This window comes from Pseudomonas sp. AIG, assembly GCF_977020205.1.
Window position 1 is genome coordinate 71,927 of sequence record NZ_CDROCK010000017.1, and the last position, 22,947, is coordinate 94,873.

Annotated in this window: 18 protein-coding genes; 6 read left to right on the top strand and 12 right to left on the bottom strand. The window is 60.0% G+C overall.

Features of this window, described 5'->3' with window-relative positions; genetic code table 11:
* Positions 1–70 precede the first annotated feature (70 nt).
* On the top strand, positions 71–961 hold the full coding sequence (locus ACWR1S_RS12590) for a site-specific integrase (RefSeq protein WP_454563737.1): 891 nt from the start codon (positions 71–73) through the stop codon (positions 959–961).
* Here the strand turns inward: ACWR1S_RS12590 and ACWR1S_RS12595 are convergent, their stop codons facing one another.
* The 6 genes from ACWR1S_RS12595 to pmrG form a co-directional block, all read right to left on the bottom strand.
* On the bottom strand, positions 962–2,020 hold the full coding sequence (locus ACWR1S_RS12595; protein WP_454563713.1) for an ABC transporter ATP-binding protein: 1,059 nt from the start codon (positions 2,018–2,020) through the stop codon (positions 962–964).
* A complete protein-coding gene (locus ACWR1S_RS12600; RefSeq protein ID WP_454563714.1) occupies positions 2,017–3,615 on the bottom strand; it encodes an ABC transporter permease in 1,599 nt (532 codons plus the stop codon). The genes ACWR1S_RS12595 and ACWR1S_RS12600 overlap by 4 nt, the downstream gene beginning before the upstream one ends.
* On the bottom strand, positions 3,616–4,629 hold the full coding sequence (locus ACWR1S_RS12605) for an iron ABC transporter substrate-binding protein (RefSeq protein ID WP_454563715.1): 1,014 nt from the start codon (positions 4,627–4,629) through the stop codon (positions 3,616–3,618).
* Positions 4,630–4,839: 210 nt separating this feature from the next.
* A complete protein-coding gene (locus ACWR1S_RS12610) occupies positions 4,840–6,357 on the bottom strand; it encodes an ArnT family glycosyltransferase (protein ID WP_454563716.1) in 1,518 nt (505 codons plus the stop codon).
* Positions 6,354–8,069: a lipid IV(A) 4-amino-4-deoxy-L-arabinosyltransferase gene (gene arnT, locus ACWR1S_RS12615; RefSeq protein WP_454563717.1), complete on the bottom strand. Its 1,716-nt coding sequence runs from the start codon at positions 8,067–8,069 to the stop codon at positions 6,354–6,356. Before arnT ends, ACWR1S_RS12610 begins: the two co-directional genes overlap by 4 nt.
* 63 nt (positions 8,070–8,132) lie before the next feature.
* Entirely contained in the window at positions 8,133–8,807 is a 675-nt protein-coding gene (gene pmrG / locus ACWR1S_RS12620; protein ID WP_454563718.1) for a lipopolysaccharide core heptose(II)-phosphate phosphatase PmrG, read from the bottom strand.
* Between the two features lie 327 nt (positions 8,808–9,134).
* Between pmrG and ACWR1S_RS12625 the strand changes: the two genes are divergently transcribed.
* Complete coding sequence (locus tag ACWR1S_RS12625) at positions 9,135–10,439, top strand: sensor histidine kinase (protein WP_454563719.1); 1,305 nt, start codon at positions 9,135–9,137, stop codon at positions 10,437–10,439.
* Here the strand turns inward: ACWR1S_RS12625 and ACWR1S_RS12630 are convergent.
* The 5 genes from ACWR1S_RS12630 to ACWR1S_RS12650 all read right to left on the bottom strand — a co-directional run bounded on the left by ACWR1S_RS12630 (position 10,397) and on the right by ACWR1S_RS12650 (position 16,763).
* The gene (locus ACWR1S_RS12630; protein ID WP_454563720.1) at positions 10,397–10,948 is read right to left on the bottom strand and encodes a PqiC family protein; all 552 of its coding nucleotides are present in this window, start codon (positions 10,946–10,948) and stop codon (positions 10,397–10,399) included. The two genes, ACWR1S_RS12625 and ACWR1S_RS12630, sit on opposite strands and share 43 nt — an antisense overlap.
* Before the next feature lie 17 nt (positions 10,949–10,965).
* Positions 10,966–12,621, bottom strand: coding sequence for a PqiB family protein (locus ACWR1S_RS12635; RefSeq protein WP_454563721.1), 1,656 nt, complete (start codon positions 12,619–12,621; stop codon positions 10,966–10,968).
* A 239-nt stretch (positions 12,622–12,860) separates the two neighbouring features.
* Positions 12,861–14,162 (bottom strand): NAD(P)/FAD-dependent oxidoreductase, encoded by a 1,302-nt coding sequence (locus ACWR1S_RS12640; protein WP_454563722.1) that lies wholly within the window; start codon positions 14,160–14,162, stop codon positions 12,861–12,863.
* The gene (locus ACWR1S_RS12645; protein WP_454563723.1) at positions 14,159–15,247 is read right to left on the bottom strand and encodes a polyamine ABC transporter substrate-binding protein; all 1,089 of its coding nucleotides are present in this window, start codon (positions 15,245–15,247) and stop codon (positions 14,159–14,161) included. The genes ACWR1S_RS12640 and ACWR1S_RS12645 overlap by 4 nt, the downstream gene beginning before the upstream one ends.
* Before the next feature lie 157 nt (positions 15,248–15,404).
* Positions 15,405–16,763, bottom strand: coding sequence for a glutamine synthetase family protein (locus tag ACWR1S_RS12650; protein WP_454563724.1), 1,359 nt, complete (start codon positions 16,761–16,763; stop codon positions 15,405–15,407).
* Positions 16,764–16,925: 162 nt separating this feature from the next.
* Here ACWR1S_RS12650 and ACWR1S_RS12655 point away from each other — a divergent pair, with 162 nt between their 5' ends.
* The 4 genes from ACWR1S_RS12655 to ACWR1S_RS12670 all read left to right on the top strand — a co-directional run bounded on the left by ACWR1S_RS12655 (position 16,926) and on the right by ACWR1S_RS12670 (position 21,838).
* Complete coding sequence (locus tag ACWR1S_RS12655; protein WP_454563725.1) at positions 16,926–17,834, top strand: helix-turn-helix domain-containing protein; 909 nt, start codon at positions 16,926–16,928, stop codon at positions 17,832–17,834.
* A gap of 80 nt (positions 17,835–17,914) precedes the next feature.
* A complete protein-coding gene (locus tag ACWR1S_RS12660; RefSeq protein WP_454563726.1) occupies positions 17,915–18,433 on the top strand; it encodes a sigma-70 family RNA polymerase sigma factor in 519 nt (172 codons plus the stop codon).
* The gene (locus ACWR1S_RS12665; protein WP_454563727.1) at positions 18,424–19,371 is read left to right on the top strand and encodes a FecR domain-containing protein; all 948 of its coding nucleotides are present in this window, start codon (positions 18,424–18,426) and stop codon (positions 19,369–19,371) included. The genes ACWR1S_RS12660 and ACWR1S_RS12665 overlap by 10 nt, the downstream gene beginning before the upstream one ends.
* 67 nt (positions 19,372–19,438) lie before the next feature.
* Entirely contained in the window at positions 19,439–21,838 is a 2,400-nt protein-coding gene (locus ACWR1S_RS12670; RefSeq protein ID WP_454563728.1) for a TonB-dependent siderophore receptor, read from the top strand.
* Positions 21,839–21,885: 47 nt separating this feature from the next.
* Here the strand turns inward: ACWR1S_RS12670 and ACWR1S_RS12675 are convergent, their stop codons facing one another.
* Entirely contained in the window at positions 21,886–22,878 is a 993-nt protein-coding gene (locus tag ACWR1S_RS12675) for a LacI family DNA-binding transcriptional regulator (protein WP_007910211.1), read from the bottom strand.
* Positions 22,879–22,947 lie beyond the last annotated feature (69 nt).

The window sequence follows — 22,947 nt, forward strand, 5'->3', positions numbered from 1 at the left end:
TTTTTACTCAAGGCCTTTACGTTTGACTGACTTGTCCGTTGTACCGCTGCAAACCCGCCAAACCAATCCGATGACCCTGTATCTGGCGCGCCTGGCTCCTTCCAGCCAGCTGACCATGCGCTATGTTTTGCAGGATGCGGCCGACCGTCTCGGTTTTGAAGACATGAATGTCGAGGATATTCCCTGGCACGCATTACAACCTGAAGATGTCGTCGCCCTGGTCGCTGCTTTGCGCGAAGACAACTATGCGCCGAACACTTCTTCGCTTTATGTAAATGCCGTGCGCGGGGTAATGAATGAAGCCTGGCGGATGAGCCTGATCTCTCAGGATCATCTGTTGAAGATGCGTTCGGTCAAAGCCATTGCCGGTACGCGGTTGTCGCAGGGGCGCAACTTGAAGCGCACTTTGATCCATGAATTGATGGAAGTCTGCGCTGCCGATCCGCGCCCGCAGGGGCTGCGCGACGCAGCGGTGATTGCGTTGTTGTACGGCACCGGTATGCGTAAATCCGAATCGGTGGACCTTGACTTGAATCAGGTCGATTTCACTGAGCGCAGCCTGACCGTCACCGGCAAGGGCAATAAACAATTGATCAAGTACGCGCCGGCCTGGGCGTTCGCCAAACTCGATGCGTGGCTGGAGCTGCGTCGCTCGCAACTCAAGGAAGGCGAGAGCGACGATGGCTTTCTGTTCAATCGCATCCGTCGCGGCAGCCATATCACCCGCGAGCGCATCACCAAACATGCGATCTATTACATTGCCCGTCAGCGTGGCACGCAGGTCGGGGTGAAGATCATGCCGCACGACTTCCGCCGCTCGTTTATCACGCGGGTCATCGAGGAACATGATCTGTCGATCGCGCAGAAGCTCGCGCACCACAGCAACATCCAGACCACCGCCAACTACGATGTGCGCGATGACAACGAGCGGCGGCGGGCGGTGGATCGCTTCGACCTGTGATCAGGAAACCGCGAAGACGTGAGCCGCACCGAGCACCGATAGCTGCACGTCGCTTCCGGGCGGTGGCGCGTGCATGCCGGAACTGCGTACCAGCAGCGAACGGCCGAGATCCTGACTGACCGGCGAGCGCAGTTCGACGGTGAGGGTGCAGGTGTTGCCGGCGAAGTCGCGTTCGGTGACCACGGCAGGACAGCCGTGATTACCGGCCACTGCGCCGGACAACTGCAACTGCTCGGGCCTGAGCATGATCTGCGCGTTGCCGCTAAAACCGTTGCTGTTCACCGGCACCTGGCCGAGATCGCAGTGAGCCAGACCGGATTCGATCCGCGCCGGCATGACCACGGCTTCACCGAGAAAGTGCGCGGTCTGCTCATCGTCGGGATAACGGTAGAGGTCCATCGGATGCCCGGACTGCACCAGCCGTCCGCCGCGCATCACTGCCAACTGATCGGCAAAGGACAACGCTTCGCCCTGATCATGGGTGACCAGAATCGTCGTGACGCCAGCGTCCTCCAGCAGGCGCGCAACCATTTTGCGCATCGCACTGCGCAGGCCGGTGTCGAGGGCGGAGAAGGGCTCATCGAGCAGCATCAGTCGCGGTTGTTGCGCCAATGCCCGAGCGAGGGAAACCCGTTGCTGCTGGCCGCCGGACAATTCATGTGGCCAACGGTTGGCCATGTTGGCGTCCAGCGAGACGCTGTCCATCAATGCCTTGATCCGTTCCTCTCTGGCGGTGCCGGTCAGCGCCAGTCCGAAACCGATGTTGGCGGCGACGGTCATGTGCGGAAACAGCGCGCCGTCCTGCGGCACATAGCCGATCTGCCGTTGATAAGCCGGCACGGCGTGGGTGCTGTCGACCAGCACCTGACCGTTGAGTGTGAGGCTACCGGCGTCGGGGAATTCGAAACCGGCAATCATCCGCAACAGTGTGGTTTTACCTGAGCCGGACGGGCCGACAATCACCGTGCGACTGCCGGTCGGTACGGACAGGCAGATGTCATCCAGCGCTTTCTGCGCGCCAAAGGACTTGTTCAGGGAAATCAGTTCGAGTGCGTTCATCGGCCAGCGGTGCGCCTGGATTGGTGATAGAGGAGGGCCGTCAGCGGCAGCGAAAGCAGCACCATCAACAGCGCGTAAGGCGCCGCAGCGGCGTAATCGATTTCGCTGGTCATGGCCCAGAAACCGGTGGCCAAGGTGCGCGTGCCGTTAGGCGCGAGCAGCAAGGTCGCGGTCAATTCATTGGTGATCGCCAGAAACACCAGTGCGGCGCCAGCGGCAGCACCCGGCGCGGCAAGACGCAGGGTGATCAGCCATAAGGCACGCAGCGGCGAACGGCCGAGGCTTTGCGCAATGTTTTCCAGCTCAACCGGCGCCTGGGCGAACCCGGCGCGCAGGCTGACCAGCGCACGCGGCAGGAACATCAGCAGGTAGGCGAGCAGTACGGTGAGGGTGGTCTGGTAGATCGGTCGGGCGAAATGGATGGTCACGGTGACCAACGCGAGTGCCACAACAATCCCCGGCAGTGAACTGGTGATGTAGTTGCAGCCCTCGAGCAGGCGCTGCAATTTGCCCGGTGCGCGGATCGACAGCCAGGCAATCGGTATCGCCGCCAGACTGGTCAACAGCGCACCGGCGACACCGAATGACAGGGTTTGCAGCAGCGCCGGCAACAATTCGCCGCCGCCCCAGACCTCAACGCCTCCGGCAATCAGCCAGCGACCCAGCGTCAGTAAGGGCACGCCGAGGGCGAGCAGACAGGTCAGCCCTTGCAGCCCCAACCCGAGCATGACGGTGCCGCGACTCAGTAACACGGTGCGCTGTTCGCGCGCGCTGCCGGAACCCACGCGGGCATAGCGCGCCTTGCCCCGGGCGGCGGATTCGACGGTGAGCATGGCCAGACAACACAACGCCAGAACGCCCGCCAGCATGTTCGCTGCCGGGCCGTTGAAGGTCGATTTGAACTGGTCGAAAATCGCCGTGGTGAACGTGTCGAAGCGAATCATCGCGTACAGGCCGTACTCGGCCAGCAGGTGCAAGCCGACCAGCAACGCACCGCCACAGATCGCCAGACGCAGTTGCGGCAACACCACCCGGAAAAACACCGCCCAGGGCTTGAGGCCCAAGGATTCGGCAACGTCCTCAATCGCCGGGTCGAGGCGACGCAACGTCGCCGCCACCGGCAGATAAAGGAACGGAAAATAAGCGATCACCGACACCAGCACGCCCGCCGGCAATCCGTGAATCGAAGGAATCAGACTGACCCACGCATAGCTGTGAACGAACGCGGGCACTGCCAGCGGCGCCACGGCCAGCAATGACCACAGGCGTCGACCGGGCAGGTTGGTGCGCTCGGTCAGCCAGGCCAGTGCGGTGCCAAGCAAGATGCACAGCGGCAGCGTGATCAACACCAGCAGCACGGTGTTGATCAGCAGTTCCGCCACCCGTGGGCGAAACACCAACGCTTCGATGGTCGCCCAACCGGTGGCCCACGACACACCGAGCACAAACGCGATCGGCAGCAACGACAACAGTGAAACACCGACGGCCAGTGCAACCACCCAAGAACCACCGCGCCCGGTCAGGGCGCGGGGTTTTAACCTTAGGGTGGCGGAGGAGGCCGCAGCGACCTGCGCAGGAAGGGTTTCGGGGAGCACTTACAGGATTCCCGCCTGGGTCATCAGCTCGACGGCTTTTTTGCTGTCGAGTTTGGACGCATCGACTTTGGGTGCGTCGAGATCTTTCAGCGGCGTCAGTTTCGGGTTGGACGGTGCGTCTTTGCCGACCGCGTACTCAAACGAGGTGCCGCTGTGCAGAATCTCCTGGCCTTCTTTGCCGGTGATGTATTTGACGAACTTCTGCGCCTCTTCCTGGTGTTTGCTGGAGGCCAGCACGCCAGCGCCGGAGGTACTGACAAACGCGCCCGGGTCCTGATGTTTGAAGTAATAAAGCTGGGTGTTCTTGCTGTTTTCGCCGGTCTTGGACTGATCGACGAAGCTGTAATAGTGATAGATCACGCCGCTGTCGATCTGCCCGGCGTTCACCGCTTTGAGCACGGCGCTGTTGCCGCGATACACGGTGGCGTTGGTTTTCATGCCTTTGAGCCAGTCGAGCGTGGCGGCTTCGCCTTTCTGCTCGAGCACGGCGGCGACGATGGCCTGGAAGTCGGCACCGGCCGGCGAGGCAGCCCAACGGCCTTTCCACTCCGGTTTGGCCAGATCGAGCAGGGATTTCGGCAGGTCTTTTTCCGCCAGTTTCGCCGGGTTGTAGACGAACACCGTTGAACGCGCGGCGATGCCGATCCATTGGCCGTGGGCAGGGCGGTACGCCGCATCCACTTGTTCCAGCGTGGTGGGGGTTATCGGGGCGAACAGCTTGGCGTTGTCGACCAGCACCATCGCCGGGGAGTTTTCAGTGAGGAACACGTCTGCCGGCGAGGCCGCGCCTTCCTGCACGATCTGGTTGCCCATTTCGGTGTCGTCGCCATTGCGAATCGTCACCGGAATGCCCGTCTCTTCGGTGAACCCGGCGACCCAGGCCTTGGTCAGGCTTTCGTGTTGGGCGTTGTAAACCAGCAAGCCAACACCGTCAGCCGCGAAGGCGTGGCCGGCACTGAGCAGGGCGGTGACCAACAATGCACGTTTCAGAAAGGACGGGACCTTTGAATTCATAACGGTGACGCTCCTGATTTTTTAGACGTTATGGGCAGGCATTCGCGGGCAGACTTCAATGCGAATGATTTGCAGATATTCAGCCGCAGGCAATGTAGAGAGGCAAATGAGAAAAAAACGTCAAACAAACCGTTAATACATGTCATTGCCATTCAGATTAGCAGCGACTCGGTGACGCGCGGTTGCCGTGCGTCATTCCGCGTCAGGTGTTCAAGAGGGATTGGGCAGGTAGGCGACGCTCTGGTCGGCGCGGCCATGGAACACTTGTTCGCCGCGGGTTGGCGTGGTGGTGATGATCCGGTGGTCTGCGCTCAGATAATCCAGCGGCAGCGAATCGCCATTTCGGTATTGCGCGACGATGATGGTGCGTTGCGCATCCCAATGCTGACCGCTAGTGCGCTCCAGCCAGGCGAACAACGCAGCGCTGGTGCCGGCACGGGGAAAATCAGCGGTTTCTGCCACGTAGTAGAAGGGCGCGCCGCCGGTTTGCAGGTACATCGGCACTTTGTTGTCGACCTCGATCATGACCATGCGCCACTGATTCAGCGGTGCCTGTTGGCTGGCCTGCTCGCGCACGGTTGCGCCGAAGCGGATCACGCCGCCAGCGCTGTTGGTCCACGGATACAGCACGCCGAGCACACCGGCCATCATGACTGTGGCGACCGCAAAACCAATTTTCAATCCTCGTCCTTCGGGGTTGCGTGTCGCCATGCGTCGGGTGATCCACCACGCACCGAGCAGTTGCGCGAATGGCACCAGTGGCAACACGTAATAGCTGCGTCGACTACCGCTGGCAGTGAAAAACAGCAGCAACAGGCCAAGGCCTTGAATCAACCAGCGGGTGTTCGGCTCGATGTTTCGCCAGTTTCTCTGCGCCATCCACAGGGCGATGATCCAGCACGGCGCCCAGGGCAGGGTGTAGACCGGCAGGTACAACAAATACGTGTAAATCGGCCCGATGTTGTCGAACGGCTGGAAAAACCGCACGACGTTTTCCCGCAACACCAGTTCCAGACCGCTTTGCCGATAGTCGGGGGATCCGTAAATATGCGAGAGCAGGAACGGCAACCCATAGAACGCGCCTGCGATCAGCAGCGCGGCGCACAGGCGCAGGTTGAGATGGCGTTTCCAGCGCCCGCCATGCAAAAGATGCGGCAGCAGGACCAGCCCCGGCAGAATGAAACCAATCAAGCCTTTGAACAATGACGTCAACGACAGCAGGCCGAAAAACACCACGTAGCGCCAGAGCCGGGTGTCATCCGGCCCGCGCCAATACCACCACACCGCCGCCAGGACCCCGCAGACCGTGAGAATGTCGGCAGTGGCGACCCTTGCCCAGAAGACAAAATAGAACGTCGTCGCCAACATCCATCCGGCAATCAGCCCGGTGCCCTTGCGAAACAATTGCTCGCCCAGCAGGTACACCAGCCAGACGCTGAACCACGCCGAAATGACCGACGACAAGCGCAATGACCAAGGCCCCAGGCCTCCGGTCAGCCAGGAAGTCGCGGTGATCAGCCAGTACGACAGCAACGGCTTGTCGTAGTACGGATCGCCCTTGAGATACGGATCGAAGTAGTCACCGCTTTGCAGCATCTGCAGGGCGATATTGGCCCAGCGGGTTTCCGCGCCCCAGAGTTCGCGACTGCCCAACCCGAGCAGCAGCATCAGGGCGGTCGCCGCCAGCAGAATCCATAACGCCCTGCGTTCTGTGACCGTTGAGGTCATGGCTGGCGCTTGGCGAAGATGTAGATCTGCAGATTGCCGCGCTGGTAATGCTTGCCATCTGCCGGCAACAGCTCGATTTCCTGGGCTTCCTGGGTGCTGTTGACGCGCATCACTACCGCCACCGAGCCTTGTTTGCGCGCTTCGGTCATCCACTGGCCGACATCGTCCAGACCGACCTTGCGGGCAGCCATGGCCGGATCGTCGAGGCCGTATTTCAGTTCACCGACGGTATTGAACAGGTCCACTTGCGGCCGCTTCAGACGCCACGCCAAGGCCGACGCGGCGCCAAGGTCATTACTCAACAGCGAGGACGCTTCGCTCAAGGCCTGTTGATGCTCGGCAATAAACTGGTCGGGCATCTTGCTGTCGACGATTTGCGCCGGCATGGCGGCGGGCAGCAAGGCGATCAGCAGACCGATGCCGAGCGCCGGCATGGCCCACATCGTCAGCGGCCGCATGACTTGCAGGGCATTGGCGATGATCCAGCCGATCAGCACGATGAACACCAGCGACAGGCTGAACATCTCGGTGTTTTCGTAGAGTTCCTTGCTCGCTTGCAGGTAGATCAGCGCAATCAGGGCAACGCTGCCCATTACGGTATTGATCAGCCCGTTCAGGCGCAGAACCTGCGTGTTGCGCTGCTCCAGCCAGTTGACCACGGTGTAACCCATCAGCAGGGCCAGAGGAAACAGGCACGGCATGATGTAGGTCGGCAGCTTGCCGCTGCTCAGGCTGAAAAAGATCAGCGGCAGCACAAACCACAGCGCCAGAAACGCGGTTTTTGCCTCGTGTTTTTCACGCCAGGTACGAATCAGCGTCGACGGCAATAACAGCGCCCATGGCAACGTCGAAGCAAACAGCAACGGCAGATAGAACCACCACGGCCGTGCATGCTGGGCATCATCGCCAGCGGCGAAACGGCGGATGTGTTCATGCCAGAAGAAGAACCGCCAGAAGTCCGGCTCACGCACGTGTACCGCCAGTGCCCACGGCACGCTGACCAATGCGGCGACCAGCACCGCCACCGGGCCGTAGCGCAGCAGTTCGCCGAAACGGCGCTGCCAGATCATGTAGGGCAGGGCGATCAGCACCGGCAGCAGCAGGGCTAGAAAGCCCTTGGTCATCAGGCCCATGCCACAAGCGGCGCCGAGCAATGCCCAACTGCCGAGGCGGGCCTTTGTGGTGCTGCTGTCGATGGCAAACCACACCGCCACCAGACTGAGGTTGACCCACAAGGTGAACTGCGGATCGAGGTTGGCGTAGCCTGCCTGACCGGCGATCAGGCCAAAACTCATGTACAGCAGGGCACACGCCGCGCTGATGCGCGGGTTGTTCCAGAGCCGGCGCGCCAACAGGTACGCAAGCCAGACGCTGACCCCGGTACTGAGCGCCGAAGCGATGCGCACACCGAACAGGTTGTCGCCGAAAATCGCCTGACCGATGGCGATCATCCAGTAGCCGGCAATCGGTTTCTCGAAGTAGCGAATGCCCATGAAGTGCGGCGCGACCCAGTTGCCGCTCAGGAGCATTTCCTGGCTGATCTGGCCGTAGCGGGTTTCATCGGGGATCCACAAACCGTGGGTCATCAGCGGCAGCAGATAGAACAGCACAAAGGCCAGGATCAGCCCGGGGATCGCCCAGCGCTCGATCAGCGAGGGAGGTTGCAGCAAATGACGGGCAGCGTGGCGCAACGGTGGGGTATCGGACGTCATAACTGGGCCTTGGGGCGAATAAATAGTATCTGGCTTAAAACACGAGAAGCCGTGGCGGTTTTTTCATTGGTTATGTGTAACGTCTAATGTCTGCCAGAACGGTGTATTGATAATGCCCAGCACTGTAAGTTGTTTCCGGTTATCAATTCGTACAAGTAAGGTGCTTCCATATTCGGCGGCAATCGCGTGAGGAAAACCGGTCTGTTTTTCAAAATCACTGATGCAGCCGCTGTGAGTGACCAGCACAAGATTCTGCTGCGCCACTTTGCGCGCGACGATTTCATCGCGAAGTGTCGGCCCGCACGTGGCCAGCCAGTCTTCGGCAAGGGCATCGTGGCCGAACATGTAATGCGCGGTTTGCGCCGTGCGGGTCAGCGGGCTGCTCAACACCTCGGCCCGCTGCATGCCCAGTCTGACGAAGCCTTGACCGACCGCTTGCGCCGCGCTGCTGCCCACTTCGGTGATGCCATCCGCCGGGCCCAGGCAGGTATTGCTTGAGCGGTCACAACGTTCGGTGTGCCGCACCAGCGCAACGACTTCACCGGCCCGCCAGGCTTTTATCCATTCAGCGGTGGTGCTGTGCCCGGCATGATCGAGGTCGGTCGGCGAGCGTGGCCACCAGACAAATCCGCTGACCAGAATGGCCACAAGCACGACGCACACCAGTGCAATCCATAGCCGAAAGCGCGGCGTACGCCGGTAGCGGAATAAATGTTTCAACTGAAATAATTGCGCCACAATGTCGCCTCTTGAAACGCCAGATAGTTCATTCAGTGCAACGTAAGGCTTGGGCAGCGAGCAACTTTACGACTGTTAACTTGAATGCTGGCTGAACACTACGTTCACGCTCGTCGGGGCGCGGTGAAGAACATGTGAAAAAATTGCCGGAAGTTGATCAGGGCAACTAAAACGGCCATTTGATAAATAAACTCAATTGTTGTTTTTATTTATCGGAGGGCCTTACCAAGTCTGCACCGTTGCGGTGACGCTCAGGATTACCGGGCAACGGCGTAGCGCTGGGCTATCGTTGCCGTGACACGGATAAACAAGGGGCCACTCAAGCGCATGGATCTCAAGCAAAGCCTGACGAAACGGATCGTGATCGTGTTCGCCCTGATGAGTGCTCTTGTGGCCGGTGTGTTTGCATTGGGCATCGTCGCCACCGTGCACGTGGTGGAGCGCAAGTTGACCACCACCACGCTGAGCGGCGGCCTGCACCGGTTATTGGCGATGGACGACGTCAGCCTCTGGAGTCATACGCCGGAAAAAAGCGAATTGTTTTTCTTCGAGGGCGGGCAGGGGCCGTTGGCACTGACTCGACAACTGGCCGAGTTACCTTTGGGTTTTCAGGAAATCACCTTCCACGGTGATGACTTCTACGCCATGGTCGAAGCCGTCGGCGGGCGCAAATACGTGCTGCTGCGTGACCAGGAAAGCCTCGAACAGCGTGAGCATCTGCTGTTTATTGTGGTGATTGTCGGATTCATCCTCAGCATCGTTTTGGCGCTGGTGCTTGGGCGATTGCTCGCACGAAGGGTCATGGCGCCGGTGATTCGTCTGGCCCGACAGGTGCGCCACCGCGATCAGCTCATCGAGGTGGCGCCGCCGTTGCATCCTGATTACGCCGCCGATGAAGTCGGCGAGCTGGCGCTTTCATTCGATCAGACGTTGGGACGCCTGCGCGCGACCTTGAGCCGCGAAAAACTCTTCACCAGCGACGTCAGCCATGAACTGCGCACGCCGTTGATGGTGCTGAGCACGTCCTGTGAATTGCTATTGGCCAATCCGTCGCTTGATACCCGCTCGACAGCGCAAGTCAGCCGGATTGCCCGGGCCAGCCACGAGATGCGCCAATTGGTCGAAACCTTTCTGATGCTGGCGCGCAAGCCTGAAGAGGTTCGCGTGCAATCTACGTGCACGCTGAAGGAAATCGCCGATGCGCAGACAGAGGTATGGGGCCGCTTGATCCGCGAAAAAGGCCTGGAGTTTGTCTACGATCCGCTGCATGCGGGCGCCGGACGCTTCAACCTGACCTTTCTGCAATCAGTGATGGGCAACCTGTTGCGCAACGCCTGGCATTACACCGACCACGGTTACGTGCGCCTGACCTTGCTCGAAAACAGCTTCGTGGTCGAAGACAGCGGCATTGGTATCCCGGAAGAACAGCGCCATGCGATGTTCCAGCCCTTCGTGCGCGGTGACGAACAGCGCGGCGAAGGACTCGGGTTGGGGCTTTCGCTGGTGCAGCGGATCTGCAGCCAGCAACACTGGCAAGTGCAGCTCACCACCCGTGAACCCAACGGCTGTCGTTTCACGGTGACGCTGATTCAGGAGGAGGGCGGACAGCCACGCGGATTGCCAGCGGCCTGACTGATCGCTGCAGCCAGACGTTTGACGTTGTTCTGCTGGGCCGTCACCAGCTCATCGATGCTCGGGCCTGAAGGTGTTTGCAAGGTCGAGCGACAGGTCAGCAGGCCACTGTCGGTCGCCCCTGATGGACGCAGGCGCCATTTGGCGTCGATCAAGGCGTACTGACCCGGAATCGAATCAAAGCGCTGCACCTCGATGCGTACCGAGGCAGTGCCCTGGCCGCCGGTATTGCTCAATTGATCGCTCAGCGCACCGCGCAGCTCATCGGCAAGTGTCGCCCCCCACCAATCGGTTTCCAGAATCGCCAGGCCGCTGCTGCCTTGGCGGATAACGATTTGCGCACGGTCGACCTGTGGCGGCACGCTGAGGGCTTCGATCGGAATCTGCGTGCCGGCGCCCTTATTGCTCAGTTGCACCGGGGTCAGCGTGTGAAAACTGATCGGGTCGCTGCGGCACGCGCCCAGCAGCATGAAGGCAGCGAGCACGGTGATCTTCAGCGGTAAAGCCATTGGGGTAGCTCCTGTGCTCAATTGCGTGGCGGTCCTTTCAGATCCAGTGGCGCGGCGTTGTCGGGGCGACCGCGGATCAGCGATTCCGGATGACGACCGAGATAGTCGGAGAGTTCACGCAGGGAGCGAGACATGCGCCCGAGTTCGTCGAGGGTTTCCGTGAGTTTCTCGCGTTGCGGCGAATCTTCGGCGAGCGTTGAACTGGCGGACTGCAAGGTCTTGCTGACGTCGGCGAGGGTGCTCTGCACGCCCGGCAAGGTCTTGGCGTTGAACTGGGTCAGGCTTTTGCGCAGTTCGACCAGATTGCTGTCGAGGTTGCCGGCGATGCGTTCAATCGGCAGTGCGTTGATCTTATTGACCATCGCTTCGAGTTTTTCCTGCAGTTGTTCGAGACTGCCGGGAACGGTCGGTAGAACGACCGGGCGAGCGCTCGGATCGAACGCGACTTTCTCCGCTTTCGGGAAAAAGTCCAGTGCCACGTACAACTGGCCGGTCAGCAGGTTGCCACTGCGCGCCTGGGCACGCAGGCCATTATCGATGAAGGTGCCCAGCAGGCGGATGCCGGCGGCTTCGTCGTTGGGGTCGTGCTTGAATTCGGTGAGCATCTTTTTGTAGGCCTGACCGAGACGCTGCGGGTAAATGACGATGCCGACGTTAAGCGGGAAGGTGCGTTTTTTCGCATCAAAATCCAGGTTGATGCCCACGACCCGGCCGATTTCCATACCGAGGAACTCGACCGGCGCATCGACCTTGAGTCCGCGCAGTGACTGTTCGAAACGCAACACCATGTATTGCGCCTTGCCGTTCGGCGGGGCGAGGGCGGTTTGCTGGTCGGCGAACAGTTCGAAATCCTTGTCGTCGGCGGCAGCCACATCGTTGGGACTGTATTCCGGAGCACGGAACGCAATACCGCCCACCAGCAGGGTCGACAGCGATTCGGTCTTCACGGCAAAACCGTTGGCACCGACATTGATGTCGATGCCGCTGGCATTCCAGAAGCGGGTGTTTTCGGTGACGAACGCGTCGTTCGGCGCGTGAATGAACACCTCGATATCCACGCCTTTGCCTTCCGGGTTGAGGGCGTAAGTGACGACCTGGCCGACCGGAATCTTGCGGTAATAAACCGGTGAGCCGATGTCCAGCGAACCGAGGTCCGGCGCGTGCAACATGAAGCGCTTGCCGGGTTCGCCATAGGTGATCGGTGGAGGATTTTCCAGACCCTTGAAGTTCTTTGCGCGGCCATCGGACTGGCCGACGTCGGCGCCGATGTAGTCACCGGAAAGCAGGGTGTCGATGCCCGAAACGCCGCCGGCGCCAATGCGCGGACGCACCACCCAGAACTGTGAATCTTCGCGTGTGAAGGTTTCCGCCTGTTTGGACAGTTTGATGGTGGCGTCGACGCTTTTCTGGTCGCCACTCAACTCGACATCCGTCACTTGACCGATGACCACGTTGCGGTATTTGACCTCGGTCTTGTTGGCCGTCAGGCCGCTGCCGGTCTTGAAGTTGACGATGATCGTCGGGCCTTCCTGCATCAAGTTGTGCACCACCAGCGAAATGCCCACGAGCACCGCCACAATCGGCACGATCCAGACGAGTGAAATGCTGAAACGGCGGGTTTTGACTGGGGCTTGGCCTGGCGCTCGCGGCTCGTCGGTGGCTGACGACTTCATCCATGTCCTCCTCGATTGATTGGGCACTGAGCGTCAGGAACGCCAAAGCACCTCATCAATATAGAAGTGCTTGGCGATAGAGCAAATGTGTATAGCTCACCTGCGCTTGATGATCGTTCCCACGCTCTGCGTGGGAATGCCTCAAGGGACGCTCTGCGTCCAGTGACGCGGAGCGTCACGGGCTGCGTTCCCACGCAGAGCGTGGGAACGATCAGATCGTGTCAGCGCGGTTTGTGCTGTCAGCCGAGCATTTCCCGCAGGCGATACCAGAACATCCCCAGTGCCAGCAGTGGCGAGCGCAAGGCCGGGCCGCCGGGGAAGGTCATGTGCGGCACGCCGCTGAACACGTCCATGCCTTGGCTGTGACCGGCATGAATCGCCTCGCCGAGCAGTTTCGCGCACCAGTGCGTGACGTTCAGGCCATGCCCGGAATAACCCTGCGCATAAAACACGTTCGGGTGTTGCTTGAGCCGGCCGACCTGTGGAAAGCGGTTGGCGGTGATGCCGATCTTGCCGCCCCACTGGTAATCAATGCGCACGTCCGCCAGTTGCGGGAAGACTTTGAGCATCTTCGGTCGCATATAGGCGGCGATGTCCGCCGGATCGCGCCCGGAATAATGGCAGGCACCGCCGAACAGCAAGCGCCGGTCCGCCGAGAGCCGGTAGTAATCGAGGCCGACTTTCTGATCGCAGACTGCCAGATTCTGCGGGATCAGTTGCGCGGCGCGCGCCTCGGACAACGGTTCGGTGGCGATGATGTAACTGCCGGCCGGCAGGACTTTGCCACTGAGTTGTTGTTCGAGGTCGTCCAGATGCGCGTTGCAACCGAGCACCAGACTGCCGGCATGCACTGAACCCTTGGCGCAACGCACCTGAACGGTCGGACCGTGGATGATTTCCAGCACTTCACTCTGCTCGAAAATTCGCACGCCGAGTGACGCCGCCAGTCGCGCCTCGCCCTGCACCAGATCCAGCGGGTGCAGGTGCCCGGAACCCATGTCGACCAGTCCGCCGGCATAGATGTCGGAATTCACCACGTGCTGGCGGATCTGCTCCGGGCCGATCAGACGGGTTTCGTGGGCATAGCCGAGTTCGGCGAGGTCGAGCAATTCATCCTTGAACGCAGCGAACTGCGCGGGGGTGTTGGCCAGGTCGCAGAAGCCCCAGCGCAGATCACATTCGATGCCGTTGTCGCCGATGCGCTGACGCACCAGGTCCACCGAGTCGATTCCGGCGCGCTGCAAATAGCGCACGCCTTCCTGACCGACGTACTTGGCGAATCCTTCGACCTCATGACCGATGCCGCGAATCAACTGGCCGCCATTGCGCCCGCTGGCGCCCCAGCCGATACGCCGGGCTTCGATCAACACCACCGACAATCCGCGCTGAGCCAGCTCGATGGCGGTGTTGACCCCGGTGAACCCGCCGCCGATCACGCAGACATCGGCCGTCAGGTCACCGTCCAATACCGGATAAGGGGCGGTCGCCCGCGCCGAAGCAGCGTAGTAGGAGCGAGCGTGTTCTTGGGTGTACTGATTCATTTGTTCGACTTCACTTTGCTCCAGGAGCGGGTCATCAGACGCATGATCGCCTGGGGCGGGGTGGTAGAAATGTAGAGCTTGTCGAGGACGTCTTGAGGCGGATACACCTCAGGATTGTTGACCAGTTGCGGATCCATGTACTGCTTGGCGGCCGGGTTCGGGTTGGCATAACCGACCGAAGCGCTGACCTTGGCGATCACTTGCGGATCGAGCAGGTAATTAATGAACGCATGGGCTTCTTTGGTGTTGCTCGCGTCGGCCGGGATGGCCAGCAGGTCGAACCAGAGGTTGGCGCCTTCCTTTGGAATCGCGTAGGCGATGTTCACGCCGTTCTTGGCTTCCTTGGCGCGGTTGGCGGCCTGGAACACGTCGCCGGAGTAACCGAAGGCCACACAGATATCGCCGTTGGCCAGGTCTGACACGTATTTCGAGGAATGGAAATAGGTGATGTACGGGCGGATGCTCAGCAGTTTGGCTTCGGCTTTTTTGTAGTCCTCCGGGTTCTCGCTGCGCGGGTCCATGCCCATGTAATTGAGCACCGCCGGGAACACTTCGTCAGCGGAGTCCATCATCGACACGCCGCACTGCGTAAGTTTCTTCAGGTTCTCGGGTTCGAACAGCACGGCCCAGGAATCGATGTGATCGATGCCCAGCACTTGCTTGACCTTGTCGACGTTGTAGCCGATGCCGTTGGTGCCCCACAGGTACGGCACCGAGTGCTGGTTGCCCGGATCGTTTTTCTCCAGCAGTTCGAGCAACTTCGGGTCGAGGTTCTTGAAGTTCGGCAACTGCGAGCGATCGAGTTTGAGGAACGCGCCGGCCTTTACCTGACGGGCGAGAAAATGGTTGGACGGCACCACGACGTCATAGCCGGTACGGCCGGCGAGGAGCTTGCCTTCGAGGGTTTCGTTGGAATCGAAAACGTCGTAGATCACCTTGATCCCGGTTTTGGCCTGGAAGTCGGCGAGGGTGGTTTCGCCGATGTAGTCGGTCCAGTTGTAGACGCTGACCTGGGGTTGGGCTTGGGCTCCGATGCTGAACAGCACGCTCAGGGCAACCGGGAGTACGGATTTCAACAGACGCATTTCGACACCTCTTCTTAGAATGATCGTTCCCACGCTCTGCGTGGGAATGCCTCAACGGACGCTCCGCGTTCGGCTTTGGATGGGACGCAGAGCGTCCCGGGCTGCATTCCCACGCAGAGCGTGGGAACGATCGACATAGGGGATCTTTTAGGTTCGGCTAGACGCTGAGCATCAGGAACTCACGCTCCCAGGAACTGATCACGCGCTTGAAGTTTTCATGCTCGGCACGTTTCACCGCGACGTAGCCACGGACAAACTTGTCGCCCAGGTACTGCGCAACGGTCTCGCACTCTTCCATTTGCGTCAGCGCTTCTTCGATGGTGATCGGCAGGCGCAGGTTGCGGCGCTCGTAAGCACGGCCATGGACCGCAGCGCTCGGTTCGATGCCTTCAACCATGCCGATGTAACCGCAGAGAAGGCTCGCGGCAATCGCCAGGTACGGGTTGGCATCAGCGCCCGGCAGGCGGTTTTCCACGCGCATGGCTTCCGGGCTGGAAGTCGGTACACGCAGACCCACAGTGCGGTTTTCTTCGCCCCATTCAACGTTGACCGGCGCCGAGGTGTCCGGCAGGAAGCGGCGGAACGAGTTGACGTTCGGCGCGAACATCGGCAGCACTTTCGGGATGTACTTCTGCAAACCGCCGATGTAGTGCAGGAACAGTTCACTCATCTGCCCGTCGGCGTTGGCAAAGATCGGTTTGCCGGTGGCGATCTCCACCACGCTCTGGTGAATGTGCATGGCACTGCCCGGTTCATCGCCAATCGGTTTGGCCATGAAGGTCGCGGCGACATTGTGCTTGAGCGCCGCCTCACGCATGGTGCGTTTGAACACGGTGATCTGGTCGGCCAGATCCAGCGCGTCGCCGTGACGGAAGTTGATTTCCATCTGCGCCGGGCCGTCTTCGTGGATCAGCGTGTCGAGGTCCAGACCTTGCAGTTCGCACCAGTCGTAGACGTCTTCGAACAGCGGATCGAATTCGTTGGCGGCGTCGATGGAGAACGACTGACGACCGCTTTCCGCACGGCCCGAGCGGCCGAGCGGTGCCTTCAGCGGCAAGTCCGGGTCTTCGCAGCGTTGGGTCAGGTAGAACTCCATTTCCGGCGCAACAATCGGCTTCCAGCCTTTGTCGGTGTACAGCTGCAAGACTTTCTTCAGCACGTTGCGCGGCGATAGTTCGATCGGGTTGCCGAACTTGTCGAAGGTGTCGTGGATGACGATGGCGGTCGGCTCGATCGCCCACGGAATCACGTAGACCGCGTCAGCCACTGGTTTGCAGACCATGTCGATGTCGGCGGGATCGAGCAGGTCGTAGTAGATGTCGTCGTCGACAAAATCCCCGGTTACCGTTTGCAGCAGCACACTTTCCGGCAGGCGCATGCCTCGCTCATGCAGGAACTTGTTGGTCGGTGCGATCTTGCCGCGGGCAATGCCGGTCAGGTCGCTGACCACACATTCGACTTCGGTAATCTTGTGATCTTTCAGCCACGTGAACAGCTGATCGAAAGGGGCATTCATAAAGACCTCGTTATTGGTTTTATAGGCGCCGGGGAGGGCGGGTTTCATCTTCCGCCCCTTCCCCTGTGGCGCGTTGACGACTATCTTGGGCGAGCCTTGCAGTTCCATCTATCCACTTTAAGCAGCACCAAAGCGCACCAAAAGAGTGCGCAAGGTCACCCCATGACAACGTGCAATTCGTTACAGGTTCAAGCGTTCAGCACCGCCGATGTCGCCGAGCAGGTCCGTGTTACGCCGGGCTGGGTCCAGCATTACCAACAGATGTCGCCGGGCCATTTCGCCGGGCAGATCCGCTATCTGGATCTGCAGGGTGTCGAGGTCTATGAGGAGCAGATGAACACCCGCGTCGAGCAGAATTTCAGTGCGCCGTCGGGTGCCTTGGCGTTCTGTTTTGATCGCAGTGACAACGCGCTTTATTTGCTCAACGAAGAGAGTCGCAATATCTGGATCACCCCGGAGAACTACCAGGAAATCGCCGTGGTGTTCGGCCCGGAATTTGTCCGTCAACACGGTCTGGATCTGGCGAAACTCGAAGGACTGTTCATGACGCAACTCAATTGCGGACAGAACGCCTTGTTCAGTCGCTGGTTAAGCTCAACTCTCACGAAGTTATCGCAAGCCATTGATCCGTTTGATACAGATGCGCTGACTCAGCAGTTACTGGAAGACTGCCTGTTCATTCTCGATAACGCCCACACCAGTCTTGATCGCGGTGGCTTACAGCGGCGTAGCGAAGAACGGATGATCATGAAACGGGTAGGCGAGTGGGCGGCGGATTCGCCAGAAGACACCGTCAATCTGCTTGAGCTGTCGCACGTGGCAGGGGTGCCATTGCGGCAATTGCAGCAGGCGTTCAAGGCCTACACCGGGATGACCCCGAGTCACTGGCTGCGCCTGCGCCGACTGAACAGCGCACACCGCGAATTGCTCAAGCGCCGCCCTACGGAAACCACCGTGGCCGAGGTGGCCATGCACTGGTCGTTCTGGCATTTGGGAAGGTTTTCCAGCAGTTATCGGACGTTGTTCAAGGAGTTGCCGAGTGAGACGCTGAAGCGTTCACAAAAGGTCTAGCGGATAAAAAGCTTTGTGTCGGCGCGCAAGTTAAATAGAATCACTCTCATTTGAACTGACTTCGCGCAGGACCTCTTGAGATGACTGAAGCAGCGACGCCCTCGCCGCAGCACCTGCACGAACTGTATCGCGATCACCGAAGCTGGCTGGAAACCTGGCTGCGGCGGCGCATGGGCAATGCCTGGGATGCGGCGGACCTGAGCCAGGACACCTTCTTGCGCGTGCTGTGCAGCGCGCAACCGATCGCCGACATGCGCGAACCGCGGGCTTATCTGCTGACCGTGGGCAAACGCCTGCTGAGCAATTTCTACACCCGCCGCAGTCTGGAAAAAGCCTACCTCGAAGCCTTGGCGCAATTGCCCGAGGAGTGCGTGCCGTCGCCCGAGCAGCGCTGGCTGCTGCTGGAAACCCTGCAGGCGCTGGACGAACTGCTCGATGGCTTGCCGCGAGCGGTGCGCCGGGCGTTTTTGTGGAGTCAGCTTGAAGGCCTCGGTTACCGCGAAATCGCCGAGCGCCTGCAAGTTTCCGAACGCACAATAAAACGTTATATGGCGCAGGCTTACGAGCATTGCTTGATGTTGGATCTAGCATGCGCGTAGCGCCCAACGCAGAAGTGCGCGAAGTGGCACGCGCCGCCGCGCAATGGTTGGCGCTGCTCGAATCGGGCGATGCCACTGATGATGATCACGCGCGGCTGCAGCAATGGCGCAGCAGCGACAGTCGCCATGAAAACGCCTGGCAGAAGATCCAGCTGTTGCGCCAACGCTTTTGCGCAGTGCCGGCGGCGTTGGCCATGGCCACGCTGGACCGTCCGGATCTGGCGCGTCGCGCTGCATTGAAAGGTGCACTCGGCCTGGCTGCGCTGGTGCCGGCGGCGTGGCTGATCAGTCGACAATTGCCGATGGACGCGTGGCGCGCCGATCTGCACACCAGCACCGGGGAGCACCAGCGTTTGCCGTTGGCCGATGGCAGCTCGTTGCAACTCAATACTGCCAGTGCGGTAAATGTTGATCTGCCGGCACGGCAATTGACGCTGGTGCGTGGCGAGATAGCGCTCAACGTCCCGCAAACTTCGTCGCTGACCATCAACGCGCCTTACGGACGAATCATCGTCAGTCGCAGCGAGGTGTGCGTGCGTCTCAATGAGCGTGACTGCAATGTTTCGGTCGTCAGCGGCACGGTGCAGTTACAGCCGTTGCACGGACCCGCGCTGGTGTTGAATCAAGGACAGCAAGTCAACCTGCAAGCGTCTGGCGCAGGTGCCGTTACGGCGTTCGATGCGTTGATGCCGGGCTGGCGCGACGGCGTGTTGATGGCGCAGAACCAACCGCTGGGGGATTTCCTGCGTGAGCTGAGTCGCTATCGTTCGGGGCTGTTGCGTTGGGATCCCGCGCTGGAGGCGTTGCGCATCACCGGTAGTTTCCGCCTCGACAACACCGATCAAGTGCTTGCGCTGCTCACGGCGAGTCTGCCGATTGAAGTCCACACCCGCACCCGGTTCTGGGTTTCTCTTACGCCTCGGCAAAATGTTGGCTGAAGCCTGTCCCTTTTTTTCGCCTCACGGGTCATTGCAGGTAAGTGAACAAAATCGAGAGCTTCTTCCAATGCCCGCAGTATTCCCAAGTCGTTTGCGTCCGTTGTTGCAGTTGAGCCTCTTGCTGAGCCTGAGTGCCAGCCCTGTGTTGATCCAGTCGAGTTGGGCCGAAGAAGCCCGGCGCAGTTATCAGGTGCCGGCCGGCAGCCTCAGTGCAGCGTTGACACGATTTGCCGGATTGGCCGGGGTCAATCTGTCGGTCGACCCGGCACTGGTCAGCGGGCGCAACAGTAATGGTTTGTCCGGCGAATTTGGCGTGGAGGAGGGCTTCACCCGGTTATTGCTTGGCTCTGGTTTGCAACTGCAACCGCTGGGTGAGCACGCGTACACCTTGGTACCGGCAGCGGAGGCCGGCAGCCTGCAACTGGCGCCGACATCGATTCTCGGTGCCACCGGTTCCAGCGATGCCGATGTATTTGCCGGAGGCCAGGTGGCGCGTCGTGGTTCACAGGGGTTGCTGGGGTCAAAAGACTTCATGGAAACCCCGTTCAGCATGACCACGTACACCAGCGAAGCGGTGAAAAACCAGCAGGCACGCACGCTGGGTGACCTGATCGGCAGTGACCCGTCGGTGCGCGCGACCAACCCGGCCGGCGGCCGTTACGAGCAGTTCACCATCCGTGGTTTCAGTCTGTTCAACAGCGACGTGGCCTATAACGGCCTCTATGGTGTGTTGCCGACTTACACGATCGACATGGAAATGGCTGATCGCGTCGATATTCTCAAAGGCCCGAGCCAGCTCATCAACGGCATCTCGCCGAGAGGCAGTGTGGGCGGGGGGATCAACGTGGTGCCCAAGCGCGCTACCGATAAGCCGATCACGTCGTTGACCGCCAATTACGCTTCGAATAATCAGGTCGGTGGTGCGGTGGATGTCGGGCGCCGTTTCGGTGAGGACAACCAGTTCGGCCTGCGTTTCAACGGCGTGAAGCAGTCTGGTGACACGGAGTGGGATCATCAGAGTGTCGACCGCGACATGGCGGTGCTCGGCCTGGATTTTCGCGGTGAGCGGCTAAGGCTTTCGACCGACATCGGCCACACCGAACGCGATACCGACGCACCGCAAGAACGCGTGCAAGTCGCCGCCAATGCCAAGGTGCCCAACGCCAACGAGGTGCGCGATAACTACGCGCAACCGTGGAGCCAGGCGCGGACCAAAGACACCTTCGGCACCGTCAATGCTGAGTTTGATGTCAGTGATTCGGTGATGGTGTATGGCGGTGTTGGCGCTCGCAAGAGCAATCACGACTTCCTCCGGCATGCGGTTTCTGTGACCAACGATGCCGGCGACTTCAGCGTGCAACCGCGTGATTTCACCCGAGATGAAAACGTCCGTACCGCCACGGCCGGCGTGCGCAACTGGTTCCACACCGGGCCGGTGAGCCACGAAGTCAATCTGGCGGCCAGCTACTTTTATATGGATTTCGAGAATGGCGGCGCGCGTTATGCCGCAGGCCGAAGCAATTTGTACGACCCGGTGGAAACCGCCAAACCCGGCACACCGACGCGCTATGACGCCAAGGTCTACACAGAAAACCGCTTCAGCGGCGTGGCGTTATCCGACACCCTGGGCTTTTTTGATGATCGGCTTCTGCTGACCCTCGGTGCTCGCTGGCAGCGGGTGAAAGTCGATGACTGGAGCGATGACGTCAAAGGCGACACGGCGTATGACGAAGAAAAAGTTTCACCCTCGGGCGGGATTCTGTTCAAGGCGACTGACAAGTTGTCGCTGTACGCCAACTACATGGAAGGCCTGAGCCAGGGCAAGATCGCGCCGTCGACCTCGGTGAACGAAGATGAAATCTTCCCGCCATTCATCAGCCGTCAGGTTGAAGTCGGCGCCAAGTACGACGCCGGCGCGTATGCATTGACCGCAGCGGTGTTCCGCATCAAGCAGCCGGCGTACGAAACCAACGCCACCACGCGAGTCTTTGGTCCCAATGGCAAGCGCGAGAACAATGGCGTGGAGTTGAGCGTATTCGGCGAACCGCTCAAAGGCTTCCGTTTGCTTGGCGGCGTGATGTACATCGACAGCGAATTGACCAAGACCACCAATGGCACCTTCGATGGCAACCGCGCGCCGGCGACGCCGAAATACAACGTCAACCTGGGCGCCGAGTGGGACGTGCCGACGGTGCAAGGGCTGACGCTGACAACCCGTGGCATCTATTCGAGTTCGCAGTATCTGGATCAGTCGAACGACAAGGAAATCGACTCCTGGGAGCGCTTCGACGTAGGTACGCGGTACGCCTTCAAAGTCGATGAGAAAACCATCACCCTGCGCGCCAATGTCGAGAACGTGCTGGATAAACGCTACTGGAGTTCAGCAGGCGCTTCGGATGACAGTGAGCCAGGATTGACGTTGTCGACACCGAGAACCTATCTGCTTTCAGCGACAGTGGATTTCTGATTCCACTCGGCAAATCCAAAGCGTGCTATCGGCGAACTGACCCACTCTCAGAGTGATGTCCTGACCACCAATGGACAGTCAACTCGCTGAGTTCCCGATAGCTCAAGGGTCTCGATCAGGTGCCGTGCAGCCTGGCGGCCAATTTCGTAGTACGGCAGTTGCACCGTGGTCAGCGGCGGGATGAACAACTCGGCAATGCCGATCATGTTGTCGTAGCCGAGGACGGCGACATCGTCGGGAATTTTCAGGCCACGCCCCAACAACAGCTGATAGGCACAAAAGGCAATGCGGTCGTTGCCACAAATCAGAATATCGAATTGGGGGCGACCATCAATGACATGCCGGTCGAGAATAGCGGCTGTTTCACTGTAGGCATCATGATCGGAAAGGTCGTACTGCAGGAGCGTGTCCGGCGCCAGTCCGAATGCCTGACAGGCACGCTGCAGGCCTTTTTGTCGCAGCCCCCATGCCAGACTCTGTTTCGGCAGATTGATACACAGAGGACGCTTGTAGCCGAGGCTCAACGCGTGGTGTACGGCGCGATACTGGCCCATTTCGTCGTCGGGTACATAGCTGACGAGGCGGCTGTCATCTGCCAGGCAATTGGCGAGCACCAGAGGTTTGCTCTTCAGTCGCTCGGGAATGCTGACCTGGCGAAAGCCCATGGCGCTGAAGATCAAGCCGTCCGGACGGTGCGACAGCATCAGGTCGATGTTCTGGTCGGTGGGCGGGTTGCTCAGCAGGTTGAGGATAAAGACATTCCAGCCGGCCTGCTGCGCGGTCTGCTCGATGGACAGCAGCAGCTCGACCGCGAAGGGCGTGGTCGCGGTGTCCAGCGCGAACACACCGATGGTGCGCGACTGCAGGTTGTCACCGCGCATCTTGCGTGCTGACAGGCTGGGTACGAATTGCAGTTCATCAATGGCACGACGCACCCGTAGAAGGGTTTCGGGGCTCAGTTTTTCCGGAGTATTGAGCGCTCGAGACACCGTCATCAGGGACACGCCGGCCAGTTGTGCAACGTCTTTCACTGAAGTCATGCGAAGTGCGGCCAGTCAGGTTGACGCAGAATCATGACACAGGGCCCGGGCTTCTCGCGACCCGAATGA